We start from the raw sequence: 25,695 nt of genomic DNA, 5'->3' as shown, positions 1-25,695 counted from the left end.
CTGACGCACGTCAACGCGGGACGGGCGCCCGCGCGCTCCTGCCTCTCCTTTACACAACGGCTGCAACCGGATTCAAAATCTCCACAACGGTAAAAACACGCAATAATTTATCTTTCTATTTTAGGATTATGACCTCACATTTATGCGAAATATGAATTCAGGCTCAGCATTCGTGTCGTCTACCGTCGCATCGCTCGCCGCCCTCGAGGCGCGCCTCAAGCAGGACTTGCTCTGGCTGAACCAGCCGGCAAAAGCGTGGATGCCTGCAATGGAGCACGGGGGTGAGCCCGTCCTCGACGTGGCGGTGGTGGGAAGCGGCCTGTGTGGTCTTGTCACCCTCGCGGCGCTGAAGAAGATCGGCATCGATCGGGTGCAGGCTTTCGATCGTGCGCCCGCCGGGCGCGAAGGTCCGTGGGTGACCTATGCCCGCATGCAGACCCTGCGCACCCGCAAGGAGGCGGCTGGTCCGGCTCTGGGCTTGCCGTCCCTGACCTTTCGCGCCTGGTTCGAGGCCCAGCATGGTGCCCAGGCCTTCCTCGACATGGATCTCATTCCACGTGAGATGTGGATGGATTATCTTGTCTGGTACAGACATGTTCTTGATCTCGACGTGGTCAACGAAACTGCGGTCGCTGAAATCCGTCCCGGCCCGCAACGGTTCGTCACACTTGTGGTCGAGCGCAATGGCGAGCGCCGGATCGTGCATGCCCGGCGCGTTGTTCTTGCGACCGGCCTCGACGGCCTCGGCGCGCCAAACCTGCCCCCGGTGGCTCTGAAGGTGCAGGCCGGCTTTGTCAGGCACGGCGCCGATGCGATCGAGATGGCATCGGTAAGGGGACGGCGGGTTGCCGTTGTCGGCGCAGGTGCATCGGCAATGGACAATGCCGCCTCGGCGCTCGAAGCCGGCGCTGCCCGCGTCGACATCTTCGTGCGGCGGTCGGATATTCCAAGTATCGACAAGTTCACCGGCGTCGGCAGCCAGGGCATGACGCAAGGCTATTTCGGCCTGCCGGATTCGGACAAGTGGACCTATATGGTGGCTGGCGACCGCGCGCAAATCCCGCCGCCGCGTCACAGCGTCCTTCGTGTGTCGCGCCATCCGAACGCCTTCCTGCATCTGGCGAGCCCGGTCGAAGACCTGGTCGAGGCAAAGGACGGGGTAGAGGTCGTCACGCCGAAAGGACGTTACGGCGCTGATCTCGTCATCTTTGCAACCGGCTTTACGGTCGACCTCGAAAAGCGGCCGGAATTTGCTGTTCTGGCCGGCAATATTCTGACCTGGGGCGATGCCTATGTGCCGCCGAAAGGCTGGGAGCACCAGCAGATGGCTGCGATGCCCTATCTTGGCGCGGCCTTTGAGTTTCAGCCGAAGCCGGGTCTTGACCCGACACTTGCCCAAGCCATCGCACGGATCAGCTGTTTCGCCTACCCTGCCGTACCGAGCCACGGCAAGATCACCAGCGGCATTCCCTCAATCAGCGACGGCGCGACGCGACTGGCGACGGGTCTGGCGCGCTCGCTTTTCGTTGAAGACCGTGCCTATCACCTTGATCGCTTCCTTTTCTTCGACGAGCCGGAACTGTTCGGCGACGAATGGAGCCATGCGGACAACCACAAGGAAATGAACCATGCCGAAGGATGACGGCGGCCCGGTGCTGCAGATCTTCTATGGAATTTCGTCCCCCTGGGCGTATTTCGGTGCCCAAAAAACCATCGATGTCGCCCGGCAAAACGAAGCGCGCATCGAACTTCGGCCGATCCGCATCATCGAGGCGAATGGCGGCATTCCGCTGCGCAAGCGTCCCGATGCACGCCAGCTCTATCACGAGGTCGAGCTCGGCCGCTGGCGCGACCATCTCGGTATTCCGCTGAACCTGAAGCCGAAATTCTATCCCTGCCGCACGATCGAAACGGCGGCGCAGGCGGTGATCGCGCTGCAGAAGGCGGGGCTTGATGCGCTGGCTTTCTCCTTCGCTGTTCAGCGTGCCCTTTGGGCCGAGGACCGCGACATTGCCGATCTGGCCACATTGCGCGAAATCGCCCGCGCGACTGTCGGCGAAGCGGGCCTGCCGCTCGTTGTCGATGTGCAGGCCGATGACGTGGTCGCGGAATGGCACGGCAATCTGGCACAAGCCGGGCGGCTCGGCATTTTCGGCACCCCGACCTATGTCGTTGATGGGGAATTGTTCTGGGGGCAGGACCGGCTGGATTTCGTCGACCGTGCCCTCAAGGCCCGCCGCAACAGGATGAACAAACTGAAGGAGAGCGCGTGATGACCGACGCAAGGAATTTGCATGAAAGCGCCATCATCGTCGATGGTCTCCAGACGTGCCAGTGGAGCCGCTCGATATTCGAGGAAATGCGTGTCGGCGGGCTGACGGCCGTCAATGTCTCCTCGCTTTTGTGGGAGAACTTCCGCGAAGGGATCGGCTACGTTTCGGAGTGGAAGCGCTTCCTGCGCGAGAATGATGATATTCTGCGTCCGGTGCGCAGCGTCGCTGATATCCACGCCGCCAAGGCGGAAAACAAGACGGGCATCATCATCGGCTGGCAAAACACGTCGCCGCTCGAGGACCGGCTCGATTATGTCGAGATCTTCAAGGACCTCGGGGTCGGCATCATGCAGCTGACCTATAATACCCAGAACTATTCCGGCGCCGGATATCTCGAAGAAAACGACAGCGGCCTCACCGGTTTCGGCAGGGAGGTGCTTGCGGAAATGAACCGTGTCGGCGTGCTCTGCGATCTCAGCCATGTCGGCGACAAGACCAGCGCCGACGTGATCGCCCAATCGAAGAGCCCGGTCTGCATCTCGCACATTCTGCCGCGCGCCCTGCGTGACGTGAAGCGCAATAAGCCCGACGAACTGTTCGTCGCCTGCGCGCAGAAGGGCGGCCTGATCGGCGTTAGCCTGTTTGCGCCGGGGCTTGCCGCGGGCAATGACGCGACGGTCGACGACTATCTCGACGCCATGGCCTACATCATCGACCTCGTCGGCGAGGATCACGTCGGCGTCGGCACCGACTTCTCGCTGGACCGTCCGCGACCCGGCCCGTGGCTTCTCTGGGCCAACAAGGACAAGGGAACGGCGCGCAAGCTGACCGAGTTCGGCAATGTCAAGATCAACAAGCCCAAGGGCATCGAGCGCATCACCGACATGCCTAATCTCACGGCGCGCATGCTGGCGCGCGGCTGGAGCGACGATCTCGTTTTGAAACTGCTTGGCGGTAACTGGCTGCGGGTGCTGGAAAAGGCCTGGACCCCTACGGTGTGAAACGACGACAACCGGGACGATCTGCCCCCCAGACATTCGGCAGCCCTGCTGCGCATCAATCGGAGAGACTGACATGACGAACCGCATGCCAAACATAGTGTCGCAGCTGGTCGGTGCCGGCACGCTTGCCGCGAGCCTGATCGCCTTCGTCGCGGGGGCGCATGCCCAGGACGCCTCGGTCAAGGGCACCGTCAACATCGTGGGTTTTTCCGGCGTCTTTGCCGACAATTATCAGAAATTTGTGGTCGAGCCCTTCAAGGCCAAATATCCCGGCATCGAGGTCACCTACCAGCAGAGCAAGAACTCGGCCGAGACGCTTGCCTTGCTGACGCTTCAGCGCGACGACCCGAAGATCGATGTTGCGCTGATCGATGTTGCGGTCGCCATCAAGGCCAACAAGGAAGGCCTGTTTGCGAAACTCGATGCAAGCGAGGTGCCGGCTCTTGCGGAACAACCCGAATGGGCGCGTTTCGGCGAGGACAAAGCCATCGCCTTCTCACAGGATAATCTGGCGATACTCTACAACACGGATACGGTAAAGGAGCCGCCGACCAGCTGGAACGATCTGACCGATCCGAAATACAAGGGCAAGATCGCCGCGAAACTGGGCGATACCCGCGGCGTCATCCTGCTGCCGATCCTCAGCAAGCTAAAGGGGTCGGACTACAAGGACAGCATCGATCCGGGTCTCGACATGCTCAAGGAGATTGCTCCCAACGTCTCGACCTGGGAGCCGGCTCCGGACTGCTACGCGGTGATCCAGAGCGGCGAAGTCGATTTGTCGATCTGCTGGAACGGCCGCTCGCAATACCTGCATGACACGCAGGGCGGCAAGATCGGCGTTGCGGCGCCCAAGGAAGGCTCGATCGGCCAGACCAACACGATTGGCCTTGTCGAAAAATCGAAGAATGCCGCCGCCGCAAAGCTGTTCGTCGACTATGCGCTGGGCGCGCAAGCACAGGCGGCCTTTGCCGAAAAGAGCTTCTATGGTCCGGTCAACAACAAGGTGACGCTGTCGGATGTCGTCGCCGCCCGCATCTACGGCTCCAAGGAGGCGCAGGCCGCGCAGATGTCGCTCGACTGGAATTTCGTTGCCGAGAAATATTCGGCATGGATCCAGCGCATCAATCGCGAAGTCATCGCCTTCAACTGATAGACCGAGGGAACCGGACGACCATGGCTGCCCATCACGTCACGATCGAAAATCTCGTGAAGACCTATCCCGGCGCCCAGAAGCCATCGGTGGATCACGTCAGTTTCTCGCTGCCGCGCGGCGAGATGCTGGCACTGCTCGGACCCTCCGGCTGCGGCAAGACGACCATTCTGCGCATGATTGCCGGTCTGGTCGCACCCTCTTCGGGAACGATCCGGCTGGGCGAGCGGGATGTGTCCTCGATCCCGGTCTACAAGCGCAACATGGGCATGGTGTTTCAGGCCTACGCGCTGTTTCCGCATATGACGGTAGCGCAGAACGTCTCGTTCGGGCTGGAAATGCGCAAGGTCGGCAAGGCGGAACGGGATGAGCGTGTCCTCAAGGCGCTCGATCTCGTCAAGCTCACAGGGCTCGGCGATCGCCGGATAGGCCAGCTTTCCGGCGGCCAGCAGCAGCGCGCCGCCATCGCCCGCTCGCTCGTGATCGAACCGGAACTGCTCCTGTTCGACGAACCGCTGTCCAATCTCGATGCCAAGCTGCGCGACGAGATGCGGGATGAAATCCGGGACATCCAGACGCGCACGGGTGTGACGGCCATTTTCGTCACCCACGATCAGGATGAGGCCCTGTCCATGGCCGATCGGCTGGCCGTTATGTCTAATGGGAAACTCGAACAGATCAGTACACCACGCGAGATCTTCGACCGGCCGCGGACGGATTTCGTCGCCTCTTTCATCGGCGCCGGCACGGTGTTCGAGGGTAGGGTCACCGCCCCGGGCGTGGCGGCAGTCGAGGGACTGGCGGACCTGCATTTCGAGGGGGATGCGGCGGTCGGCTCAGTCGTCAGACTGATGATCCGTCCGCACCGCCTCGTCGTTGCAGGCGACGCGAACCAGCCGAACCGTTTTTCCGGGACTGTCGAACATATCGTCTATCGCGGCCAGATGCTGACCCTTAACGTCCGCTGTGGCAATCTCCTCCTGCAGGCGGACCTTCCGACCCATGCGGGAGCGCTGCCGAACAAGGGCGACACGTTGACGCTCACGGTCGCACCGCAGGACGTGACGCTGATCGGGCAGATATTGTCATGACTGCAACGGACGCATCGTTGGCTGGCACGCCATCGTCCCGCGCACCGCGTGGCATTCTGCTTGTCCTGCTGCTGCCGGGACTGGCAGCGCTGGTTATTACCTTTCTTCTGCCGCTGATCTGGTTGCTGCGGGCATCCTTTGCCTCCTCCACGATCGGCACATTCAGCGGCGGCGACTGGACGTTGCAATCCTACAGCGCAGCGCTGTTTGACCCTTTCTATTGGCGCGTTGCGTGGAACACGCTGGTGCTGGGCTTCAATGTCGCCCTATTTGCCGTTATTCTGGCCTTTCCGATCGCGCTTTTTCTGGCACGTACCGAAAGCCGGTTTCGTGGCGTGCTGACCGCTCTGGCCGTCGCACCGCTTCTGACCTCGTCGGTTGTTCGGACCTATGGATGGATGGTCATCCTCGGCGACCGCGGCGTGATCAACAGCACGCTGCAGTCACTGTCGCTGACAGAGGGTGTCATTCGTCTTTCGAACAATAGTTTCGGCGCCACTGTGGCGCTTATCGAGATCCTGATGCCCTATGCTGTCCTCGCCATGCTGAGCGGCTTCGGTCGGCTCAATGCTCAGCTGGAGGAGGCGGCGGCGATGTTGGGCGCCAACCGCTTGCGCGTGTTCTGGCGCATCATCCTGCCCCTCAGCCTTCCTGGGGTCCTCACCGCGGCACTTCTCGTCTTTGTGCTGGCGATCTCGTCCTTCGTGACACCGCGGCTGATGGGGGGAGGGCGCGTCTTCGTCCTAGGCACCGAGGTCTTCAACGAGGCGACGGTAACCCTTAACTGGCCGCTGGCGGCAGCACTTTCTGTCATGCTGCTGGTCCTGTTTTCCAGCATCATTCTCATTTACCAGCGCGCTTTGCGCGCGCTTGAAGCGTGAGGTCGGTCATGCACCCCACCAACCGCCTCGGCAGTATCGCCTGGACCGCACTGATCACGCTTCTTTATCTCTTCCTGCTGGCGCCGATCATTGTTGTCTTCATCATCTCCTTCGATACGCGGCAGTATCTCGCCTTTCCGCCGGAAAGCTGGTCGTTCGGCTCCTATCTGAAGGTGTTCGAAAATGCCAAGTTCATCGCGGCGTTCTGGCGCAGCCTGATCATCGGCGGCATTGTCGGCATCACGGCCGTCACCGCCGGCATGCTGCTATCGCTGTCGCTCGTGCGCTACCGCTTCCGCGGCAAGGGCGCCGTCAATTTTCTTATTCTGGCACCGTTTCTGGTGCCGCATATCGTGCTTGCGGTCGGCATCATGCTGGTCATCTCGCCGCTTGGTCTGCTCGACAGCTATCCTGGTATCGTGCTGGCTCATCTTGGCATCACCATCCCTTACACCGTGCGCACCATCACGATGAGCCTGATGGCCGTCGATACGCGGGTGGAGGAGGCGGCGCTCGTGCATGGTGCCTCGCCATGGATGGTGTTCTGGCGCATCACGCTGCCTCTGGTGCGGCCGGGCCTGATTGCCGGCGGCGTCATCGCCTTCCTGATCTCCTTCGACGAAGCGACGATTTCGCTGTTCATCGTATCGGTAAAGGCGTCGACCCTGCCCACCGAAATCTATCACTATCTGGAATATTCGACCGATCCGCAGATCGCGGCGCTGTCGGTGCTGTTGATCCTGATCTCGGTCGTCGTGGTCGTACTGGTCGAGCGCCTGATCGGCCTTCGAAAGGCGCTGTGACATGCAGGTCGCAACCCGGGCCGGCGTCGTTGAAGGTTTTGAAGAGCATGGATGCGGCGTTTTTCTGGGCGTGCCCTATGCGGCGCCGATAACGCAGGCGCGGCGCTTTGCGGCACCGCAGCCGGTCGAGCCTTGGTCCGGTATACGCGATGCCAGCAAACTGAGCGCAGTCTGCCCGCAGCTTCCCACCTATGGTCCCGTGGGCACGGCGGCGGCATCGGCACTCGAATTCGGCACGGATTTCCTGACTGTCAACATCCGCACGCCGGCGCTGACGGGGTCGGCTCCGGTTCTGGTATGGATCCATGGCGGCGGCTATGCGGTCGGTTCCGCCAACGAGGCGGTCCTGCAAAGCGGTGCCTTCGCCGCAAGCGGCATAGTCGAGGTCACGGTTAACTATCGTCTCGGTGCGCTCGGCTTCTTGCATTTTAATGACGGCTCGCCGGACAATCGCGGCCTGCTCGACCAGATTGCCGCCCTCGAATGGGTACGCGACAATATCGCCGCCTTTGGCGGGGACCCTTCACGCGTTACCCTTGCCGGACGATCGGCAGGCGGCTTTTCGGTCGCGGCAGTGATGGCAATGCCGGCGGCGCGAGGTCTGTTCGCCAGGGCGATGCCGCAGAGCGGCGCCAGCATCGGCATCGCCACGATGGAGGATGCGCAAAAGCTCACCCGTCGCATGGTGGCCGTGTTGGGGATAGAAGAAAGCGCCCTGCACACCATTCCTATCGACCAGCTGCTTACGGCGCAACGCGACCTTTGTAACGAATCCTACGAACGGCACGACTTTGCCCGCGATGGGAATGCTGCCATGTTGGGCGTTCCCTTCGTGCCGGTCGTGGATGGTACATCGCTGCCGCAGCACCCCGAAGACGCCGCACGCGACGGAAAAACCGCTGCCGTTCCGATGATGATCGGCTGTACCAGCGGGGAATACGTTACACATGCCACGGCGCAGCCGGACATGGATTTCACGCTTGCGGCCCGGCTTCTGCATGAGCGTGTAAAACCCATGGGCCTTTCGGGAGCCTGCATTGTCGAGCGCTATCGCAGGGCATTGCCGGACCATTCGGCGATCGGCATCTGGCGCGCGGTTGCCGGCGATCTGGTCTTTCAAAACCCGGCCACGCGGTTTGCGGATGCGCAGGCGGCCTTTCATCCCGTCTTCAAATACCTCTATGGGCCGATCCTGACGGATGAAACGGGCGCCGCGCACGGTGCCGAGGTCGGCGCCGTCTGGTATCGTCGGGGAATGGATCTGAGCCATCTTCGACCCCATCAGGCGATCGTCGACCGGTCATTCGCCGAGGCGGTGCACGAAGTCTGGGCCTCGTTCATACGCGACGATGGTCCGGTGACGCCCGCTGGTAACTGGCCAACCCATGACCCGGCCACTCGACAGGTTTTGCACATGACCAATGGTGCTTTTCACCTTATTGACGACCCGTTCGGAGCGCGTCCGGATCTCTGGTCCGCGCCTGCCCAGTAGTCCCTGCGTTCCGTCTCCACCATGAGAATGAATTTGATGGTCACCGATTACCTCGATACGCGTCAGCTGGAAGCCTTCGTTGCCGTGGTTTCGATCGGCAGCATGACGGGTGCAGCCAAGGCCTTGGGCAAATCCCAGCCGGTAATCACCCGCCTCATCCAGGAACTCGAGCGGGATGTGGGCTTTACGGTTCTTCATCGCAACGGTCCGCGCATCGCACCGACGGAGCCGGGTCTCGCGCTCTTTTCGCAGGCCGAGCTCTTTCTCAGCGGCTTGCGCACGATCAGCGAACGGGCACGAACGATCGCGACCGCCGCGCCCCGACCCATCGAGATCGCGTCCATTCCCGCACTGGCTGCGAGCGTGCTGCCGTTGGCGCTGAGCACATTCGCGCCGGACCAGTTGCCGCGACATATCCACCTGCAAAGCACCTCGGCCGAAAACGTGGTTCAGGCGGTCGTAGCGCGCTCGGTAGATATCGGCATTGCCAGCCTGCCGCTCGACAATCCCGGCATCGACGTACACTGGATCGGCGAAGTGCCCTGCGTGGCGGTGGTTGCCGAAAGCGATCCGCTGGCCGCACGCGACGTGATTGAGGCCGAAGACCTGAGCGGCCGACGCCTGATCATGTCGGCCAATCCCTATCGGCTGCGCATGCGGATCGACCAGGCGCTAACGCGCCATGGCCTTGCTGCGGAAAAGATCATCGACAGTAACGCCACCTACGTTTCTCTGGCGCTGGCAAGAACGGGTGTCGGTGTGGCGCTGGTGGAATCCGCTACGATCGCTGGCCTGCCGGTTTCCGGCGTGGAAGTAAAACCTCTCGGTTTTCATGTTCCCTTCTATTTCGGCATTGTCACGGCGTCGGGACGTCCGATGGCGACCGCCATCGAGCGTCTTATAGGAGCGATTGACGACTGCGCGCGCGCCATTCCCGGTTTCGTTCGCCATGAAAACGCTTCCGGTCTGGAAACCGGCAGCTGAAGGCGTTCGGTCGGTCATAACACAAGGCGTCAACGGCGCCAGGCGTACAGCCAATCCGAGTTATTGCTGATGCAAGCCTGTTCCCCCTGCAATTCGCAGTGGTCGGATACGGCTGCGAATGTGCGCCGACACCTCCGTTTGCGCGGCACCACTCGTTGAAGAATTCAGTGGCATGGGCGCGGTATAAAAGCTACTATAGTAGCAATAAAAGCCATATCCGTGTATAAGTGCCGAAATGATGCCATTTAAAATGTCTTCGCCAGCTGAGGTGATGATCGATCTGGCTGGTCGGGCCAAGCGGCGACGCATCGACTCCGATCTCACGCAGCGCGAACTCGCTGCGAGTGCAGGCGTATCCTACAGTTCGCTGAGGCTTTTCGAGGAATCCGGCAAGGCATCGCTGGAGACCCTCGTCAAGATCGCCTTCGTGCTTGGGGCGGAAGGCGAGTTCGCAGGGTTGTTTCCTGCCAAAGCAAACCGAACGATCGACGATATCGTCGATCGTCCCCTGAGGCAGAGAGTTCGCAAATCGTGAAGTTCGAACCTGTCCGCAAGATGAGCGTGATGCTCGATATCGAAGGTCATTCGAGAAAGCTCGGCATACTGGCCTGGAGCCAGGCCGAACGCCGCGCCTATTTCGAATATACGCCCGAATTTCTCGCAAGGCCGCTGCTTGTCTCTCCATTTCACCTCATGGCCAATGCCGGCGTTATTCAGGCGCCACGCGATCCGTTCGACGGCTTGCATGGCCTTTTCAACGACAGCCTGCCAGACGGGTGGGGCAAGATCCTGCTCGACCGCCGACTGCAGCAAGCAGGAATCGATTTTCACGCGTTGACACCGCTTGATCGCCTCTCGGCTGTCGGGACTTCCGGCATGGGCGCGCTGTCCTACATTCCCGAAATCGCCGAGGAGAGCCGTGCGGAAGGGGATCTCGACTGGTTCGTCGATCAGGTCGCTCTCGTTCAAGGGCAGATGAACACAGCGGATCTGGACACGCTTCAGGGTGCGCAGGGCGGCTCCGCCGGCGCACGGCCAAAAATCATGATCGGCTTCAATCCGGCGACCGACAGCCTGGTCTTCGATTACGGGCAGGAGGACATGCCGCCGGCCTTCGAACGCTGGATCGTCAAATCTCGGAGCGGTGAGGACCCCGCCCATATCGGCGCCGAGGAACAGGCTTATGCGCTAATGGCCCGTGCTGCCGGCATCGACATGGCCGAGACGCGGCTTTTGACCACGCGCAGGGGCAACAGATTGTTCGCGACCAAACGTTTCGACCGCACGCCTTCGGGCAGGCTGCATATGCACACGGCCAGCGGCCTGCTGAATGCCAGCCACCGGGAGCCGTCCGTCACTTACGAAATGTTGCATAAACTCACATGGCTGATGACCCGGGACGCTACCGAGGTGCAGAAGATGTTCCGGCGCATGGTTTTCAACGTCCTGTCCCGCAACCGCGATGACCACGCCAAGAACCATGCTTTCCTCATGGGAGCCGACGGCCGCTGGCTTCTGTCGCCGGCATACGACCTTACCTATTCCTCCGGCCCCGGCGGCGAGCATAGTGCCGATATTGCAGGCGAGGGGAGGGCACCCGAGAAGACCCATATGCTGAAGGTCGCAAAAGCGGCATCGATCCCGGTCAGGGCGGCGCATGCCGTCATTGACGAGGTTCAGGCAGTCGTCGCCCGCTGGCGGGACTTTGCTGAAGAAGCAGAGTTGCCAACGCCGCGGGCAAAGGAACTGGACCGTATGTTGAATGGGCCTTGAGCGAGCGTTGAGCGGCAGGCATCGTTATGCGATTTGATCTTCCACGCCGTTGGGCGCCATCAGTGCGCTGCCCCAGAGATCAACGAGCGTCGCTGAACGCATGTGTTGCGGAAACGCTTACGAACGGGCAGCATACTCGCCCAACCCGCCATGTGATCGTCCTCGCGGGAACATATCCAGCCTGCGTCATCTCCCGGCTTTGATGGTTTGCGCTATGGCCTCTATGGCACGATAGGCGGATGCAACGGATCCTTCCTGCCAGCCGGGCCAATAGCTCCATGTGTCACCGGCGCAATAGAAAGAGCCATTCTCCGTGAAGGTGGTGATCTGCTTGTAGACTGCCGGATTCGTGTATGCGGTATCGGAGGCCCATCCGCCGACCTGATGCGGCATGTATTGCCAGGCAATGGACATGCCGTGCGTGACATTGTCTTCCTCGCCCTTGTGGAGTTTACCGAGCCCGGCTCTGGCGGTCGCAAGGCGCTGCTCCTGGGTCTGACGGGCGTATGTCGCAGCCATTTCTCCCCGGTTGTAAGCGCCTGTGAGAATGCCCGTGTGCGCCGTGAAATCCTCTGACGGATACCATATCTGGCCGATAATATCGGTCGTCCAGGAAATGCCGCCATAAATCTCGTTCTTCGTTTCCCAGAAACGATCCTTCCCTTGCCACCCTACCTTGATTGCCGGCGTCCAGAGATCGGGGGCCGGATCGTTTCCCCAAGGTCCGCCGGTTTTGGAGAAAGCGGTCAGTCCGTCCAGAAATTCCCGTGGGATGTTGCTGGGGTTCAGAATATCGCGCAGGAGCGAGGGCGCGATGGTGGAGACGCAAAAATCGAATGCCACTTCCGATGGTGCATTCTGGCCCGATCGTTGAAACGCCAGACTGACACCCGTGTCCAGAACGGTGACGCGAGAAACGCTTGTGTTGAGCAGCACGAGGTTGCCGACCTTGGCGCCCGCGCCCGGTTGCTCCTGGATAGACGGGTCCGCGAATGCGGTTGAGGGTATATCCTGCAACAACAACTGCTGCCAGATCCGATCCATGCCGCCGACAGGCTGCATGAGGGTCGGTTGCCAGTCGATATTGAAAGAATTGAACAGGAACGAACCGGGCGAGAGTTCCGGGTTGGCATCCGCGTCGCCGATGAAATGTGAATTGAGAATTTCTTCCATCGGCACCGATTTGCGGATCGCGCCTGCATCTCTCCAGCCCCCTGGCAGTGTACTGAAACCGAGCTGCGAGGTGTCTTGCGCCTGGCCGTGTGTGGATAGGTTGCCGAACAGACGGTAAAGGTTTTCGAGCTTCGTGGCCTGTTCGCCAGCACTGGCGCCCTGCAGTTTTACGACTTCCTGCGTCACCCTGTACATCATCGCAGCCATCTGGCTGAAGAGGCTGTAGTTGACCTGACCGAACGGGATCGCCTCGCCACGTCTGAAAGTGTCGCTCTGCAGGAGGTTGGATGTGGACAGGAAGAAATAGGGCTCCAGGGCCACGCCGATTTCCTGGCATAGGGCAATCAGGTTGACGTGGTTCGAAGGAATGCGACCCGGTCCGGCGTTGAGAAAGAGTTCCACGGGATTTCCGCGATAGCCATTTGAGGCCCATTCGTCGTCCATGAAGGTGCAGACCTGCTCCCCGGCAGCCGGGCTGTCCGGTCTTTCCTGGTAACGATCGACATACATGGCAGGGAAACGTCTTTCCCGATTGTATTTGGCGAACCACCAATCCTTGTATTTCGCATCGGAAGGGCGCGCCGTGAGACTGCGGCCGCCATAACGACCATCTGCCTCGAATACGGCGACCCTGAAACCGGCATTGGCCAGCGTATAGGCGGCGGTCAACCCGGCTACGCCGCCGCCGATAATGGCGACACGGCGGCCCTTGCCGAACTCCCTATCAAGGTCCGGTTTCGTTGTTTGATAGGTTGCCTTGGCCTCACGGAAACCATTTACCAGGGGTAACGCGAAATAACTTCCCGCCAGTGCTGTCATCCCCCGCAATAATGAGCGACGGGACGGTGAGTATCTGATCCCCGGCATGACAGCCTCCGTGTTTGGGTCATTTCGGCTGCTACCCTAGGTGTATGTCGATAATTATGCTACCTGGAATATGGGGTTCGGACGAACAATTTTGGGTATGTCATGAGCGTGTTTCCAGCGGACGCCAAGGTCTCGCAGGAACGCATTCTGTGGGCGAAATCAGGGCGCCGTCGCTTTTGCTGGCGGCGTCAATGTGAACTCCAGCGGTGCAACAACTGATTTCGGTGCTCGCGGCATGTCGGCCGGGAAGGTCGGAAGCGGCGCTGCGCGCGTCGGAATCTGCAGCGCGGTCTCATCCAGCGTCTCGTTGCCGGACGACTTTACGATGCGAATATCGGAAACCGAGCCGTCGGGTCTTGCAATGAAGCCTATCGCCAGCGTGAAGTGACCGAATATTGTCTGCCGTCGGCTGATGGCTACGACTGATCCGGAGTAGCGTTGCAGACGCCCCCTGACAAACCGCATCCATTCCGCTTCATTTTGCGGGACCCTCATCTTGAGCGTCTCCTGCGCGGATGAGGGCAAGCCCGTGGCGAGCCAAGTCGCTGCCGTTATCACCGCCAAAATCGCTGCGGTCCCACGCATCCACACCATACACCTCACCTTATTCAGACGGCTGCACTTCAGATCGCGTTCGGCGCCACAAGAGGGTGCACGCCGGCAAGAATTCGAGACGACCCGTTTTTGCTCGCCGCGGCCGCGAATGATGGGGAACCGTGCGAGCCACGGATCGTTAGACGTGTTCGATACATGCAAGAGAAAGCTGAAATGATCAAGATCATTACCATTGCCGCCATGACCTTGACGTCGACGACAGCAATGCTGGCTGGTATTGGGTTCGCGGCCGAGCCCTCTCAAAATACTGCTCCGGCGTCCGCGCAGACTTCGAGGGCGGCACAGCGGGACCAGGACAAAACGCAGAATGACACTGGTTCCAACGCTCCGACGACCACACAAGACGGTCAGTGGAGTGGGAGTTGTGTCGAGCAGGGCAATTCGGGCGCTGCAACTGCCACGCAAGGCACGACAGACGGGTCAGGGACCACGGTCAACAACTGCTGACGGTGGCACGAGCGCTATCCCGCCCCGCGGAAGGCGTTGATTCAGACTTTTGCCGAAATAGAGCCACTCGTCATATGGCGGGTGCGGTTAGGAGATCTGGATCATCTGCCGCTTGAGCCACCGACCATTCTTACCCGCACATCCAGCCTCTGGACCTTAGGGAACCTGCCAACGCGCGTTGGATAGGACGGGCCGGATTGATGCGACCATCAAGCCGCTCCCGAGCGCCAACGTCTCGGGTCGGTTTTTTTGTTCACCATCACACCCTCTTGCCGCTCGCCTTGTCGAACAGATGCGCGCGCGGCGCATCGACCGCGATGCCGATATCGTCACCGAAGCGGATGTCCAGACGCTCGCGGAAGAGGCATGAAATCTCCTCTTCATGGCTTCGGACGCGGGCAAAGATTTCCGAGCCGGTGCCTTCGACGATCTCGACACGGCCTGCAATGCCGCTAGGCTCGGCACGGATATGTTCCGGGCGGACGCCGTAGACCAGTTTGCGGCCGCCGAGTTTGGCGGTGTCAGCGCCGGGCGGCAGGGGCAGGATGAGGCCCTTGTCGCTGCGGAACACGCCTTCCTCGATTTTTCCATCGACGAAATTCATGGCGGGCGAACCGATGAAGCCGGCGACAAACAGGTTGGCGGGGCGGTCGTAAAGGTCGAGCGGCGCGCCGACCTGTTCGATACGGCCGTCGTGCAGGACGACGATCTTGTCGGCCATGGTCATGGCCTCGATCTGGTCGTGAGTGACGTAGATGATCGTCGTGCCGATGCGCTGGTGAAGCGCCTTGATTTCGGCGCGCATCTGTACGCGCAGCTTGGCGTCGAGGTTGGAGAGCGGTTCGTCGAACAGGAATACCTGCGGATCGCGCACCAGCGCACGGCCCATGGCGACACGCTGGCGCTGGCCGCCGGAAAGCTGGCGCGGATAGCGGTCGAGCAGTTTTTCGAGGCCCAGAATGGCGGCAGCGCTTTCCACCTTGCGCCGTGTCTCGGTGGCATCGGCTTTCTTGAGTTTCAGCGCAAACGCCATGTTGTCGGCCACCGTCATGTGCGGATAGAGCGCGTAGTTCTGGAACACCATGGCGATGTCACGGTCTCGGGCCGGCAGATGCGATACCTCGCGCGGGCCGATGCGGATGGCACCGCCGGACACTTCCTCAAGGCCGGCGACCATGCGCAACAGCGTGGATTTTCCGCAGCCGGACGGGCCGACGAGGACGACGAATTCGCCATCGGCGATATCGACGCTCAGATCACGGATGACTTCGACGGCGCCGAAACGCTTGGCGATATTCTGGATATTGACGGTAGCCATGGGTGAAAATCCTCCCGATTTTCGTATGTGTTTAGCCGCCCTTGACCGCGCCGGCGGTGAGGCCTGCGACGATCTGTTTCTGGGCGAACATGGTCAGCAGCAGAACCGGCAGGGTGACGATCAGCGCGGCGGCGGCAAGCGGACCCCAACTGACCTGTTCGAAGGACAGCATGTTGTAGACGGCGACGGGCAGCGTGCGGGTCTCGCGGCTGGCGAGCACGATGCCGAAGACAAAATTGTTCCACGAGAAGATCACCGCCAGGATGAAGGCGACGACGATGCCGGGTTTTGCGATCGGCAGGGCGACGAGGCGGAACACCTGCCATGAGGTCGCGCCGTCTATGCTGGCGGCTTCCTCTAATTCCTGGGGTGTTGTTTCGAAATACCCGATCATGATCCACACGACGATCGGCACCGTGACGACGAGGTGGATGATGATCTGCGGCAGAAGCGTCCCGAGCAGGTTCATCCATTGGAACAGCAGAAATAGCGGGATGAGGAAGGAGAGGCCGGGTGTCATGCGGGCGATCATGATGACCATGGCGGCACGCTCGGCCTTCAGACGCGCGATGCCATAACCGGCAGGCACGCCGATGACGAGGGCGAGCATTGTTGCGGCGCCGGTGACGAGGACCGAATTCCAGAAATAGAGAAGAAAATTGTTCTCCTCGAACACTTTTGCATAGTTCGACCATGCCACGCGTTCGGGGATGAGGATCGGCGGATAGGCGCCGTTGTCGATCTCGAATTTCAGCGACAGCGAGATCATCCAGATGAAGAACAGAATGACCGGCGAAATCATGATGAAAGCGGCGAAGAACAGGCCGATACGGTTGAGCATACGGTGTGCCATCAGCGGTCCTCCATGTCGGCCCAGTTGGTGCGGGCGCGGACCATCATCAGCACGAAGGACAGCGCCACGATGACGACGAAGAAGACGACGGCCATGGCCGACCCGTAACCGATGTCGTAATAGGCGAAGGCGGTGTTGTAGAGGTAGATGTTAATGGTTTCCGATGCCGTGCCGGGTCCGCCCTGCGTCATCGCATAGATGATGTCGAAGCTTTTCACCGCATCGATGGAGCGGATGATGACGGCGATCATCAAGAAGGGCGCGATCATTGGCAGCGTCAGATAACGGAATTTTTGCCAGGCATTGGCGCCGTCGATTTCCGCACTTTCATAAGGTTCGCGCGGGACGGCCGCGAGACCGCCGAGCACGATCAGCATGATCAGCGGCGTCCATTGCCAGGTCTCGACCAGAACCAGCGACGGAATGACCGTCGACTGGTTATAGATCCATTCCTGCGCGCCGATGCCGATGAGCGACAGAAGGTAATTGAGCACGCCGAGCTGCGGGTGGAACATCATGGTCCAGACCAGCGCGATGGCGACCGGGGTCGCCATCATCGGCATGACGAACACGCCGCGCAGAAGGCCACGCAACGGAAACTGGCCGTCGAAGACGAGGGCGGCCAGCGTGCCGAGAAACAGCGGCGCCACCACCGAAAGAACGGTGTAGATCGCCGTATGCCACATACTTTCCCAGAAGCGCATGTCGCCGGCGAGCCGGATATAATTGTCCAGCCCGATGAAGGTCTGGTCCTGTCCCAATGTCCAGGAATTGACGCTCATCCACAGGGTGAAGACCCATGGGAAGACGATGACTGCCCCAATGACCACGAGGGCCGGGAGGACGAAGGGCCAGTAATTGGGGGAAAGCCTTGGCGGCTTCACCCCTTTCGCTGTCACGGCGTCTGCCGCGCTCGTATCAACGGTCACGGAAGCCACTATCCCTCGCTGCGTGCCAGAACCGGTGCGAACTGCTCGCCCGCTTTCTTGAGTTCGGCAGCCGGGTCTGCGCCGCCGATCATGTTGGTGAGCGCTACGCCATAGATGTCGCGGAACTCGGTGACCGGGATGATGACCGGCAGCGCCAGCTGCGAGACCTTGCCGGAGGCAACGACGGCATCCACCCATTCGCCAGGCATGGTGACGCCTTCGCGCACCTTGGCATCGTCGAGGATCGACTGGCGGTAGGGCACGCCGGCGCCGGCCTGCAAGAGATGCGCGCCCATTTCATGGGAGATCGCCCATTGGCAGAACAGGTAGGCGGCTTCCTTCTTGGTGCTGGCGGCGGTGACGCCAAGACCATCGCCGAACGTACCGGCGGCCTGTGAGGCCGGGCCCTTGGGGATGACGCTGTAACCGGTCTTGCCGACGACGCGCGATTTTTCCGGGTTTTCGATCGGCGGAGCAAAACCGACGCCATCGAACCACATGCCGACCTTGCCCTGCAGGAAGGCGGATTGCGCTTCGGCCCAGTTGAAGCCCGAGACGCCGACAGGCGCTGCCGTGGTCATCAGCGTCTGATACATTTTTGCGGCTTCGACGGCTTCCTTGCTGTCGCTGGTCACCTTGCCGTCGGTGATCGGGGTTGCGCCATAGCCCAGCATCAGCGAGGTCCAGACCGGCGTATTGGCATTTTTCAGGCCACGCGCGACGAAACCGAATGTGTTGTTGGACTTGTCGGTCAGCGCCTCGGCCGTGGAGACCATTTCCTCGAAACTCTGCGGATATTTCAGGCCCTTGGCGTCGAACAGTTCCTTGTTCCAGTAGACGATCCAGTAATCGACGGAAAAGGGCAGGGAGCGCAGAGTGCCATCGGCATCCTTGGCGAATTTCAGACCGGCCTCGGCAAAATCACCTTCCACCATGGATGGATCGGTGAGGCTCGGGTCCTTGAAGAACTCGGTAAGATCGGCGAGCCATTTGCCCTTTTCATACTGGCGTTTCTGCACATGGTAGCTCAGGTGCACGACGTCGAAGCTGGGGCGGCCGGACGAAAGTTCGATCGTCGTCTTCTGGCGCTGTTGCTGTTCGGGGGTCGCCTCGGCATTGACCTTGATGCCGGTCAGTGCCTCGAAATCCTTCATGTATTTCAGAATAATTTCGCCGCGCGGGCTTTTGACGAGATTCACTTCCAGCGTGGTGCCGGCAAATTTTTTCCAGTCGACCGCTGCCGATGCCGGGCGGGCGCCGACAAGGCCAGCGGCGCCGAGGGCTGCGGAACCTGCCAGAAAATTGCGGCGGGTCGGGGTCCAGAAAGATGATGTCATGATGTCCTCCTCCAAGGTTTACCGGGATCTCCTCATCCCGGCTCATGAACGTTGTTTCTGCTTCTCTAAATCCTGAGGGCGCGGTCCCTCGCATGTCCGATATGTTTTACCAGGGCCGTGACCGCATCCTCGACGGAACGGCGCTCGATGGCATCCAGAACGGCGATGTGTTCGCCCATGACGGACGTGACGCGGCCGTTAATGCGAAACCGCTCCTGGTTGATCAGCCGCATCTTGATCGAATTGACGCGGTAGGCATTGGAGATGATGCGGTTACCGAGCGCATCGATGAACGCGTCATGCATGCCCCAGTCGACAGCCTGTGCTTCCGCCTCCAGTTCCGGCGTTTCGCTACCGGCGGCGGCTGCAGCCGCAAGCTCGCGGTGTTTGGTGATCATTCTGCCGATCAACTCGTCGGATGCCGACTGGACGAAAAGCGCCACCGCCTCCTTTTCCAGAAACAGGCGCAGTTGAAACGCCTCGCGGATGAGATGCAGATCGATATGGGCGATCTGCAATCCGCGCTGCGGCACAGTCTTGATCAGACCCTCCGCCTCCAGTCGCGGGATCAATTCACGGATGGCGCCGAGCGGCAGGCCGGTCAGTTCGACAAGATGACGTTGCGAGACGAACTGGCCGGGTCGCACGTCACGCGCCAGCAGATGCCGGGTAAAGCTTTCATAGGCTTTTTCCCGAAGGGTGGGTTCTTCCACCTGCTGGTCGTCGTGCTGTTGCATCGTCATCCCTGTTGCGGTCGTCTTCTACTCAAGCCGCCTTGGCGCGGAACAGCCTGTCGAAAACGGTGCCAAGCTCCCTCTGCACGTCGGTCGATGTAGAAAGGAGCGGCGCGCGAACCGCAAGCCATTTCTGATCGCCAAGCTCGCGAGCGAGCATCGCCTTGACTGCGGGTGTGACCGGATGTTTCAGCAGTGCGACCACGAATTCGACGATCCGCGGATCGTCCCGCCCCTCATTGGCCATGGCGGCAACTTCCGCAGCGGCAAAATTGGCGACACCGGAAATCGCGCCGTGACCACCCATGCGCACACCCTGTGCCAGATGTCGCTCATCGCCGATCAGGATGATCAGGTCGGAATGATCTTGCAACAGTGCCTGCGTATGGGGCCAATCCCCCGACGAATCCTTGACGCCGGTGACGATGCCCGGAAACGCTTCACGCAGACGGGCGACGAGCGGTACGCTCAGCGTGACCATGGTCACGGAGGGAATGTTGTAGACAAGGACGTCACGGGCCTTGTTTCCCAGCAACGAGAAGACGCGGGAAAACCAGCGGAACAGGCCCTCGTCGCTGACGTTTTTGAAATAGGAGGGTGGAGCGAGAAGGATATTGCGCACGCCGAGGTCTAGCGCATTGCCCGCCTGTTCGGCGGCGTCTTCGGCCGAGTCGACCAGTACGCCGGCGACGATCTGCATAGGCTCAATTCCGGCATCAAGGATGGCGGTCAGCGCCAGCTCGCGTTCCTTCATGCCAATTGATGACCCTTCGCCGGTGGTGCCAAACAGGGTGCAGCTGTCGCAGCCAGAGCCCAGGCTGCGCTTGGCCTGGGCAACCATCATGTCGAGCGCAATATTACCGTTTTCGTCAAAAGGGGTGGTCAAAGCAACGGAAAGACCGAAGCGGCTCATGAGTGTCTCCTCCACTGATTGCTCAGGGCTATCGTACTAACATGTTAGCTGTCAACCTCCTGGGGCGGCGATTTTGGAAAGAGGGGTAAGTCGATGGCTTGTCGGGGTGTGGCCATCCATGGTTGGAGGAACGATGCGTTCGGAAGACGACGCGCGGGCAAGGCCGGCCTGTATGCTCGCGAGGCAATTCAAGGCGCCGTGACGTGCGAAGCAAGGGCTCAAGCTTTCAAGCCCGACGAGAAGGATGCACGCGATCAGTTCGACAGCCGCACTGCTCTTCGGCCGCATCAATTCGCTCGTCGAAGCAACCATAGTCCCGCGGGCTCTCGACAGGAATCTCATAGGCAGTCTACATACTCGATACGTTAACTGTCGGGACTCCGGATGTTTGCAATATTTAGAAAAAAACCGTCGAGTATCAAACGGCTGCAGATCTCCCCTCCGACGCCTCGCGCCGACAGACAAGGTGTTGCGATATCAGTGTGCGTCAAGAACGAGGGGCGATACATTGCCGAATGGATACGTTTCCATCGCGCAATCGGAATCCGCCATTTCATTATCTACGATAACGGATCGACGGATAACACATGCGAAATCGTTCGCAGCGAATTATCGTCAGCCCATCTCACTATCGTTCCGTGGAATGGCAGGGTTGCGGCGACCAAACCAAACAGGTTCATAGATGGACAGGTCCTTGCTTTCGCTCATGCGATCCAGAATTTCGGCGACCGATTTAGCCACATGGCATTCATAGATGTCGACGAGTTTTTGGTGCCGAAGGTTGGCTCCACGATCGACGAAGCGCTGCGGTCATGCGGTCATTTTCCGAACATATCGCTGCCGTGGCACATGTTTGGGACCAGCGGGCGAAAAACGGCTCCCTCGGGCGGCGTCGTGATGAACTATGTGATGAGAAGCGCGGACCTGGTCGGTAAGGGCGAACCGTCCTTTAATTTCAAGTGCATCGTGGATCCTTGCGAAGTGACGGAGGTAGCAGTCCACCACTTCCAAACGAGAACGCATGGAGATGTCACGAGCAACGATGTTGGTCGAAAATCCACGCGTCGGGAACGCAAGGAGCCAGACTTCTTTTCGAACAGCGCTATCCAGCTGAACCACTATTACAGCAAGTCCGAAGCCGAGATGCTCGAAAAGCTGGCAAGGGGTTCGAATTATGCGACCTCATCGACCGTGTTGGCTGAAAAAATGCGCGAGACTCTTCGAATTATCGAGGAGGACGAGATCGAAGACTCAGCGGTCATCGACTTCATTCAAGCTCATAACATCGATCTCGACCGACCATTCGAGCCCGAAGACCTGCATGCACAGTAGGGTATCAATCCCCTTGCTTCAGCTTCTCCAAAGCCTCGACGAAAATCGGTGCTAGCTTTGCCGCTCCCTGGCCGGATAGATGGTCACCGTCCCGATACAACACCGTGTCACCGTCCATCACTCGACACCGATTTTGGTCGCACATGGCTTCCATGGGATCGACGACCAGAGCCCCTGTTTCTTCGGAGGCTGACAGCAGCACCTTTCTCGCCAGCGACTGTCTTGCATGGGTGTAGGCAATTGGAGGAGCGATTTCCAGAGACTGGCCGGTCATCTGGGCTCGTGCCAATGCTTCGGGAACGCGATATCCGGCTTCCGGGACATCCATGACCAGCGCGACCTGCGAACCGTCGCCTTTCAATTGCTTAATGACGCGCATCAGGCCCGATGCAATCGGCTGGGACCAATCACTGAGATCGGGTGCAACGTCAGGACTGAAGAAAACGCCCTGTCCCGGGAGTTCGCTGCGATGGACGTATTTCGGCCAGTAAGCAGCCAGAAACACAAGTGGAAACCTTTCTCTCTTAATAAGTGCCTCAATCGCTTCCGTATGCGCTATGCATCGCTTGACGTCGGTGTCCTCCGCAAAAGGGGTGCCCGGAAGCGGGGGGCAGGAACCCCGGCCGACAAACAGTCCGGTCACGCCCAGCTGTTTGGCGGCGGCAGAAAGCCCGGGTGCAATCGCTGCGGCATGCGAATCTCCCCACAAGAGGAAAGATGCCTTTCCCGGGACGCCAATTGTGCAGAGATCTCCGCTTAGAATTTGAGCGGGCTGCAGGCCGCGTCCGTCGCTGTCGGCAAAGCAGGCCGGAGGGAAGTAAGTGCCGAAATCGAATGTCGCCTCATAGAGTTTGCGTGCATCGGCGGGCAGCCGCCCTGGCAGGCCGTCACGAGAAGAGACAAACGTTCCGAACCCGACCGCTGTCAAGATAACAGCGACGCCCGCAGGTGCCAGGATTTTCCAGGATAACGCACTCACCCGCCCAAATCTTACGGGCTGTTCGACATACTTCCACGAGAGAGTTCCGCAGATGAGTGAGGCAACGATCACGCTCGCTGTCAGGATCGGGGTCAGCTCTCCCCCGGTCTGATATTGCGCAAAAACGATGAGGGGCCAGTGCCACAAATAAACGGAATACGAAATAAGTCCTACAAAACGAGAGACGCGGTTTGCCAGCAGGACGCTGATCGGCCCGGTGTGGCAATTTGCGTATATGAGAACGGCAGTTCCAAGGCAGGGGAGGAGAGCGCTGGCGCCGGGGAAAGCTGTTCCCGGCTGATAAAGAGCGACAGAAAGCAGTATTGCGAATGCGCCTGCGGCAGCCAGGGCCTGGTGGACGCGCTCGCTTGCTCGCAGTTCTGGCAGCAGAGCGACGCCGGCACCGATCAGCAGTTCCCATACCCTGAAGTGCAGCAGGTAGAATGCCTTTTCCGGTCGCTCCTGCATGGCCCAAACTGCCGCAATGAATGACGCGAGCGTCAGCGCACCGATGACTATCGCAACGGACCGTTTCGCGTATCTGTGAGCGAGGAAGAGACCGATTGGGAAGACGACATAGAATTGTTCTTCGAGCGAAAGCGACCAGGTATGAAGCAGAGGCTTCATCTTGGATCCTATGTCGAAATATCCGCTCTCATCCAGAAAAAGGATATTTGAGTAGAACAGCGCTGAAGCTCGAACGCTTTTGGCAAAATATTCGTATTCGGCCGGCATGAACAATAGCGTCGCCAGGATGGTGGTGGCGAAAATCATCACGAAAAGGGCCGGGAATATCCTTTTGGCCCTGCGGCCATAGAATTCCACAAAGCTGAAGCTGCCTCTCTCGAGATCCCGCATGATGATCTTCGCCATGAAGAAGCCGGAGAGGACGAGGAAGACGTCAACTCCTACAAAGCCCCCCGGTACCCATGAAATGCCCGCATGGTAGAGGAGCACCGAAAGAACAGCGACGGCTCTCAGCCCGTCTAAATCTGCGCGATAGGAAAAATGGTTTGGGCTGGTAATGGTATGCATCTGTTCATTTCATATGGATTCAGGTCAGACTGCTAGCGCAGATGAGGCAGGGACGTCCATAGCGGGCGATTATCGATTTGCGTCACGTGTACCTATAGGCTACCACAGCTACGTCTCATAAGCGGGCGGCGGCTGGCTGTATGCCCTCAGGGGTCAGTTGCCAGCGACATGCCATCCTTAACGTTGATCAAGCAGCAAATTCCCCTGACAGGAGTGATAGAATGAATTCTGCAAATGTGTTCGTTGGCTTCGACAGTAAAGAGGTCGTCGCTTACCATGTGCTTTGCCAAAGCATTCTTGAAAAATCGTCCATCCCGGTGAATTTCGTACCGATCAACCTTGCCAATCTCGGCCATATCTTCAAGCGTGAGCGTAATTCACTGCAATCTACGGAGTTTTCGTTCTCCCGCTTTCTCGTGCCTTACATGAGCAAGTTCGAAGGGTGGTCGTTGTTTGCGGATTGCGACATGCTGATGCGAACCGACATCGCGAAACTCTGGGAATTGCGCGACGATCGTTATGCGGCGATGTGTGTCAAACACAACTATGTCCCCAAGGTCGAAACCAAATTTCTCGGCCAGGTCCAAACGAAATACGAGAAAAAGAACTGGTCCAGCGTCATCCTGTTCAACAATGCCAAATGCACCAAGCTTGATCTGGAATACGTAAACAACGCCACCGGTCTTGAGCTCCACCAGTTCAAATGGCTTGAGTCCGAGGACCTGATCGGTGAGTTGCCGGCGAGCTGGAACTGGCTGGTGAACGAGTACGACTACTCAGAAGACGCCAACCTTGTCCATTTCACGGATGGCGGCCCCTATTTCACAGAATACCAGAACGACGATTATGCGGACGAGTGGTTCGAAACCCGTGATCGCACCATGCACGTCACTCAGCGCACTGCCTGATACGGGCATGAACCCGCCAGCGGTTTTTACGCTGGCGGGTCTGATACCTGGTTTCCATCGAAATTTGCGTCCCATAGAGGTATTCCGACATTGGCGGAAACCTCTGGATCCGCCGTGTAAATCGGCCAGCCTTGCTGGATGAGACGCACAAGAACTTGGCGATCCATATCGACATGCATCCGTTTGAGGCCGGCTGAGTTATAGGAATGTCCCATAGACCCCGGATTGATGCCGGTTATGATAACTGCAGATGCGCCATGATACAGAGCGAACAGGACAGCGTTTATCCCATTTGAGCATTTGGAATCTGCGTCCAGCTCCCATGACGGCATGCCGGCAACCTTATCCATAAGCGCCATACGCTGGTATCGATCCACTGTAATCAGGCGGTCGTACCCATAATCGAACGCTGCCAGACCGTGCCGCAACTGCGCAACCTTGTCATGTCTCCACAGCAAGACATAAAGCGCTTTGGTCCTACGACCGCTTAAGACGCGCCGGACCTCACGAGCATTTGTCGTTGTCCCCTCAATCTGGTGAAACATCATGAATGTTACATCAGGTTCATCTCTGCCCCAGTCCTTCGCGTTAAACTGCGAAGCATTCACTGTGAACAGGGCATAGCTGCTGTCCATTCCCGCCGGTTTATGGCTTGTGGGGGCCGATCCCAATACGACCACAGGTCCGTTTATGGACCCTGCGAAGGGTGGCGGGGACGGTCGCAGGATCCGGAATTTCATCCGCCTGTACAATAGCGTCTTCAGTTCCTTGAAACGTGCCATAAGTTTTCTCGATGCGACTGCC

At 59.5% G+C, this 25,695-nt stretch carries 23 protein-coding genes; 13 read left to right on the top strand and 10 right to left on the bottom strand.

All coding sequences use genetic code 11. From position 1 onward, the window contains the following. Positions 1 to 172 precede the first annotated feature (172 nt). From ACQKKX_RS07165 to ACQKKX_RS07115, 11 genes are all read left to right on the top strand, one after another. Entirely contained in the window at positions 173 to 1,642 is a 1,470-nt protein-coding gene (locus tag ACQKKX_RS07165; protein WP_427569839.1) for an NAD(P)-binding domain-containing protein, read from the top strand. After that, entirely contained in the window at positions 1,629 to 2,273 is a 645-nt protein-coding gene (locus ACQKKX_RS07160) for a 2-hydroxychromene-2-carboxylate isomerase (protein ID WP_427569838.1), read from the top strand. The genes ACQKKX_RS07165 and ACQKKX_RS07160 overlap by 14 nt, the downstream gene beginning before the upstream one ends. Beyond that, positions 2,273 to 3,274: a dipeptidase gene (locus ACQKKX_RS07155; protein WP_427569837.1), complete on the top strand. Its 1,002-nt coding sequence runs from the start codon at positions 2,273 to 2,275 to the stop codon at positions 3,272 to 3,274. The genes ACQKKX_RS07160 and ACQKKX_RS07155 overlap by 1 nt, the downstream gene beginning before the upstream one ends. A gap of 85 nt (positions 3,275 to 3,359) precedes the next feature. Continuing rightward, positions 3,360 to 4,427, top strand: a complete 1,068-nt coding sequence (locus ACQKKX_RS07150; protein ID WP_427569835.1) for an ABC transporter substrate-binding protein — start codon at positions 3,360 to 3,362, stop codon at positions 4,425 to 4,427. Between the two features lie 23 nt (positions 4,428 to 4,450). After that, a complete protein-coding gene (locus ACQKKX_RS07145; RefSeq protein WP_427569833.1) occupies positions 4,451 to 5,518 on the top strand; it encodes an ABC transporter ATP-binding protein in 1,068 nt (355 codons plus the stop codon). Further along, positions 5,515 to 6,399 carry an ABC transporter permease gene (locus ACQKKX_RS07140; RefSeq protein ID WP_427569832.1) on the top strand — a complete coding sequence of 295 codons (885 nt, stop codon included), beginning with the start codon at positions 5,515 to 5,517 and terminating at the stop codon, positions 6,397 to 6,399. Before ACQKKX_RS07145 ends, ACQKKX_RS07140 begins: the two co-directional genes overlap by 4 nt. 8 nt (positions 6,400 to 6,407) lie before the next feature. After that, positions 6,408 to 7,202, top strand: a complete 795-nt coding sequence (locus ACQKKX_RS07135; protein ID WP_427569831.1) for an ABC transporter permease — start codon at positions 6,408 to 6,410, stop codon at positions 7,200 to 7,202. Position 7,203: 1 nt separating this feature from the next. Further along, positions 7,204 to 8,694, top strand: a complete 1,491-nt coding sequence (locus tag ACQKKX_RS07130) for a carboxylesterase/lipase family protein (RefSeq protein WP_427569830.1) — start codon at positions 7,204 to 7,206, stop codon at positions 8,692 to 8,694. 36 nt (positions 8,695 to 8,730) lie between these two features. Further along, on the top strand, positions 8,731 to 9,678 hold the full coding sequence (locus ACQKKX_RS07125; protein ID WP_427569829.1) for a LysR family transcriptional regulator: 948 nt from the start codon (positions 8,731 to 8,733) through the stop codon (positions 9,676 to 9,678). A 250-nt stretch (positions 9,679 to 9,928) separates the two neighbouring features. Then, positions 9,929 to 10,213 carry a helix-turn-helix domain-containing protein gene (locus tag ACQKKX_RS07120; protein ID WP_427569828.1) on the top strand — a complete coding sequence of 95 codons (285 nt, stop codon included), beginning with the start codon at positions 9,929 to 9,931 and terminating at the stop codon, positions 10,211 to 10,213. Continuing rightward, positions 10,210 to 11,451, top strand: a complete 1,242-nt coding sequence (locus ACQKKX_RS07115; RefSeq protein ID WP_427569827.1) for a type II toxin-antitoxin system HipA family toxin — start codon at positions 10,210 to 10,212, stop codon at positions 11,449 to 11,451. The genes ACQKKX_RS07120 and ACQKKX_RS07115 overlap by 4 nt, the downstream gene beginning before the upstream one ends. A 186-nt stretch (positions 11,452 to 11,637) precedes the next feature. Here the strand turns inward: ACQKKX_RS07115 and ACQKKX_RS07110 are convergent, their stop codons facing one another. The 8 genes from ACQKKX_RS07110 to ACQKKX_RS07075 form a co-directional block, all read right to left on the bottom strand. Then, positions 11,638 to 13,491 carry a flavin monoamine oxidase family protein gene (locus ACQKKX_RS07110; RefSeq protein ID WP_427569826.1) on the bottom strand — a complete coding sequence of 618 codons (1,854 nt, stop codon included), beginning with the start codon at positions 13,489 to 13,491 and terminating at the stop codon, positions 11,638 to 11,640. A 159-nt stretch (positions 13,492 to 13,650) separates the two neighbouring features. Next, the gene (locus ACQKKX_RS07105) at positions 13,651 to 14,349 is read right to left on the bottom strand and encodes an energy transducer TonB family protein (protein WP_427569825.1); all 699 of its coding nucleotides are present in this window, start codon (positions 14,347 to 14,349) and stop codon (positions 13,651 to 13,653) included. A gap of 463 nt (positions 14,350 to 14,812) precedes the next feature. Further along, positions 14,813 to 15,871, bottom strand: coding sequence for an ABC transporter ATP-binding protein (locus ACQKKX_RS07100; protein ID WP_427569824.1), 1,059 nt, complete (start codon positions 15,869 to 15,871; stop codon positions 14,813 to 14,815). 31 nt (positions 15,872 to 15,902) lie between these two features. Continuing rightward, positions 15,903 to 16,724, bottom strand: coding sequence for a carbohydrate ABC transporter permease (locus ACQKKX_RS07095; protein WP_427569823.1), 822 nt, complete (start codon positions 16,722 to 16,724; stop codon positions 15,903 to 15,905). Continuing rightward, positions 16,724 to 17,662, bottom strand: a complete 939-nt coding sequence (locus ACQKKX_RS07090) for a carbohydrate ABC transporter permease (protein ID WP_427569822.1) — start codon at positions 17,660 to 17,662, stop codon at positions 16,724 to 16,726. The genes ACQKKX_RS07095 and ACQKKX_RS07090 overlap by 1 nt, the downstream gene beginning before the upstream one ends. Beyond that, positions 17,662 to 18,990: an ABC transporter substrate-binding protein gene (locus tag ACQKKX_RS07085; protein WP_427569821.1), complete on the bottom strand. Its 1,329-nt coding sequence runs from the start codon at positions 18,988 to 18,990 to the stop codon at positions 17,662 to 17,664. The genes ACQKKX_RS07090 and ACQKKX_RS07085 overlap by 1 nt, the downstream gene beginning before the upstream one ends. 65 nt (positions 18,991 to 19,055) lie before the next feature. Continuing rightward, positions 19,056 to 19,727: a GntR family transcriptional regulator gene (locus tag ACQKKX_RS07080; RefSeq protein WP_427569820.1), complete on the bottom strand. Its 672-nt coding sequence runs from the start codon at positions 19,725 to 19,727 to the stop codon at positions 19,056 to 19,058. A gap of 28 nt (positions 19,728 to 19,755) precedes the next feature. After that, positions 19,756 to 20,637, bottom strand: coding sequence for a dihydrodipicolinate synthase family protein (locus ACQKKX_RS07075; protein WP_427569819.1), 882 nt, complete (start codon positions 20,635 to 20,637; stop codon positions 19,756 to 19,758). 384 nt (positions 20,638 to 21,021) lie between these two features. On the opposite strand from ACQKKX_RS07075, the gene ACQKKX_RS07070 reads away from it, so the two are divergent. Further along, positions 21,022 to 21,969, top strand: a complete 948-nt coding sequence (locus ACQKKX_RS07070) for a glycosyltransferase family 92 protein (protein ID WP_427569818.1) — start codon at positions 21,022 to 21,024, stop codon at positions 21,967 to 21,969. A 4-nt stretch (positions 21,970 to 21,973) separates the two neighbouring features. Here the strand turns inward: ACQKKX_RS07070 and ACQKKX_RS07065 are convergent, their stop codons facing one another. Further along, positions 21,974 to 23,983, bottom strand: a complete 2,010-nt coding sequence (locus ACQKKX_RS07065; RefSeq protein ID WP_427569817.1) for an acyltransferase family protein — start codon at positions 23,981 to 23,983, stop codon at positions 21,974 to 21,976. Between the two features lie 221 nt (positions 23,984 to 24,204). On the opposite strand from ACQKKX_RS07065, the gene ACQKKX_RS07060 reads away from it, so the two are divergent. After that, positions 24,205 to 24,891 (top strand): glycosyltransferase, encoded by a 687-nt coding sequence (locus tag ACQKKX_RS07060; protein ID WP_427569816.1) that lies wholly within the window; start codon positions 24,205 to 24,207, stop codon positions 24,889 to 24,891. A 26-nt stretch (positions 24,892 to 24,917) separates the two neighbouring features. On the opposite strand, the gene ACQKKX_RS07055 is transcribed toward ACQKKX_RS07060, so the two are convergent. Beyond that, positions 24,918 to 25,673, bottom strand: a complete 756-nt coding sequence (locus ACQKKX_RS07055) for a membrane-anchored protein (protein WP_427569815.1) — start codon at positions 25,671 to 25,673, stop codon at positions 24,918 to 24,920. Positions 25,674 to 25,695: the final 22 nt, after the last annotated feature.

It is taken from the genome of Neorhizobium sp. NPDC001467 (assembly GCF_050275975.1).
In the GTDB taxonomy this organism is placed as follows: Bacteria; Pseudomonadota; Alphaproteobacteria; order Rhizobiales; family Rhizobiaceae; genus Neorhizobium.
Note: the sequence above shows the minus strand (reverse complement) of the source record. Positions and strands in the feature narration are given on the sequence as shown.

What these genes read in the sequence shown, in the direction of transcription:
- ACQKKX_RS07095 (WP_427569823.1), bottom strand. Translation starts at nt 16,724, where the DNA reads ATGGCACACCGTATGCTCAACCGTATCGGCCTGTTCTTCGCCGCTTTC.
- ACQKKX_RS07070 (WP_427569818.1), top strand. Translation starts at nt 21,022, where the DNA reads ATGTTTGCAATATTTAGAAAAAAACCGTCGAGTATCAAACGGCTGCAG.
- ACQKKX_RS07110 (WP_427569826.1), bottom strand. Translation starts at nt 13,491, where the DNA reads ATGCCGGGGATCAGATACTCACCGTCCCGTCGCTCATTATTGCGGGGG.
- ACQKKX_RS07065 (WP_427569817.1), bottom strand. Translation starts at nt 23,983, where the DNA reads ATGCATACCATTACCAGCCCAAACCATTTTTCCTATCGCGCAGATTTA.
- ACQKKX_RS07085 (WP_427569821.1), bottom strand. Translation starts at nt 18,990, where the DNA reads ATGACATCATCTTTCTGGACCCCGACCCGCCGCAATTTTCTGGCAGGT.
- ACQKKX_RS07130 (WP_427569830.1), top strand. Translation starts at nt 7,204, where the DNA reads ATGCAGGTCGCAACCCGGGCCGGCGTCGTTGAAGGTTTTGAAGAGCAT.
- ACQKKX_RS07145 (WP_427569833.1), top strand. Translation starts at nt 4,451, where the DNA reads ATGGCTGCCCATCACGTCACGATCGAAAATCTCGTGAAGACCTATCCC.
- ACQKKX_RS07155 (WP_427569837.1), top strand. Translation starts at nt 2,273, where the DNA reads ATGACCGACGCAAGGAATTTGCATGAAAGCGCCATCATCGTCGATGGT.
- ACQKKX_RS07150 (WP_427569835.1), top strand. Translation starts at nt 3,360, where the DNA reads ATGCCAAACATAGTGTCGCAGCTGGTCGGTGCCGGCACGCTTGCCGCG.
- ACQKKX_RS07135 (WP_427569831.1), top strand. Translation starts at nt 6,408, where the DNA reads ATGCACCCCACCAACCGCCTCGGCAGTATCGCCTGGACCGCACTGATC.
- ACQKKX_RS07055 (WP_427569815.1), bottom strand. Translation starts at nt 25,673, where the DNA reads ATGGCACGTTTCAAGGAACTGAAGACGCTATTGTACAGGCGGATGAAA.
- ACQKKX_RS07080 (WP_427569820.1), bottom strand. Translation starts at nt 19,727, where the DNA reads ATGCAACAGCACGACGACCAGCAGGTGGAAGAACCCACCCTTCGGGAA.
- ACQKKX_RS07125 (WP_427569829.1), top strand. Translation starts at nt 8,731, where the DNA reads ATGGTCACCGATTACCTCGATACGCGTCAGCTGGAAGCCTTCGTTGCC.
- ACQKKX_RS07100 (WP_427569824.1), bottom strand. Translation starts at nt 15,871, where the DNA reads ATGGCTACCGTCAATATCCAGAATATCGCCAAGCGTTTCGGCGCCGTC.
- ACQKKX_RS07140 (WP_427569832.1), top strand. Translation starts at nt 5,515, where the DNA reads ATGACTGCAACGGACGCATCGTTGGCTGGCACGCCATCGTCCCGCGCA.
- ACQKKX_RS07060 (WP_427569816.1), top strand. Translation starts at nt 24,205, where the DNA reads ATGAATTCTGCAAATGTGTTCGTTGGCTTCGACAGTAAAGAGGTCGTC.
- ACQKKX_RS07075 (WP_427569819.1), bottom strand. Translation starts at nt 20,637, where the DNA reads ATGAGCCGCTTCGGTCTTTCCGTTGCTTTGACCACCCCTTTTGACGAA.
- ACQKKX_RS07160 (WP_427569838.1), top strand. Translation starts at nt 1,629, where the DNA reads ATGCCGAAGGATGACGGCGGCCCGGTGCTGCAGATCTTCTATGGAATT.
- ACQKKX_RS07120 (WP_427569828.1), top strand. Translation starts at nt 9,929, where the DNA reads ATGTCTTCGCCAGCTGAGGTGATGATCGATCTGGCTGGTCGGGCCAAG.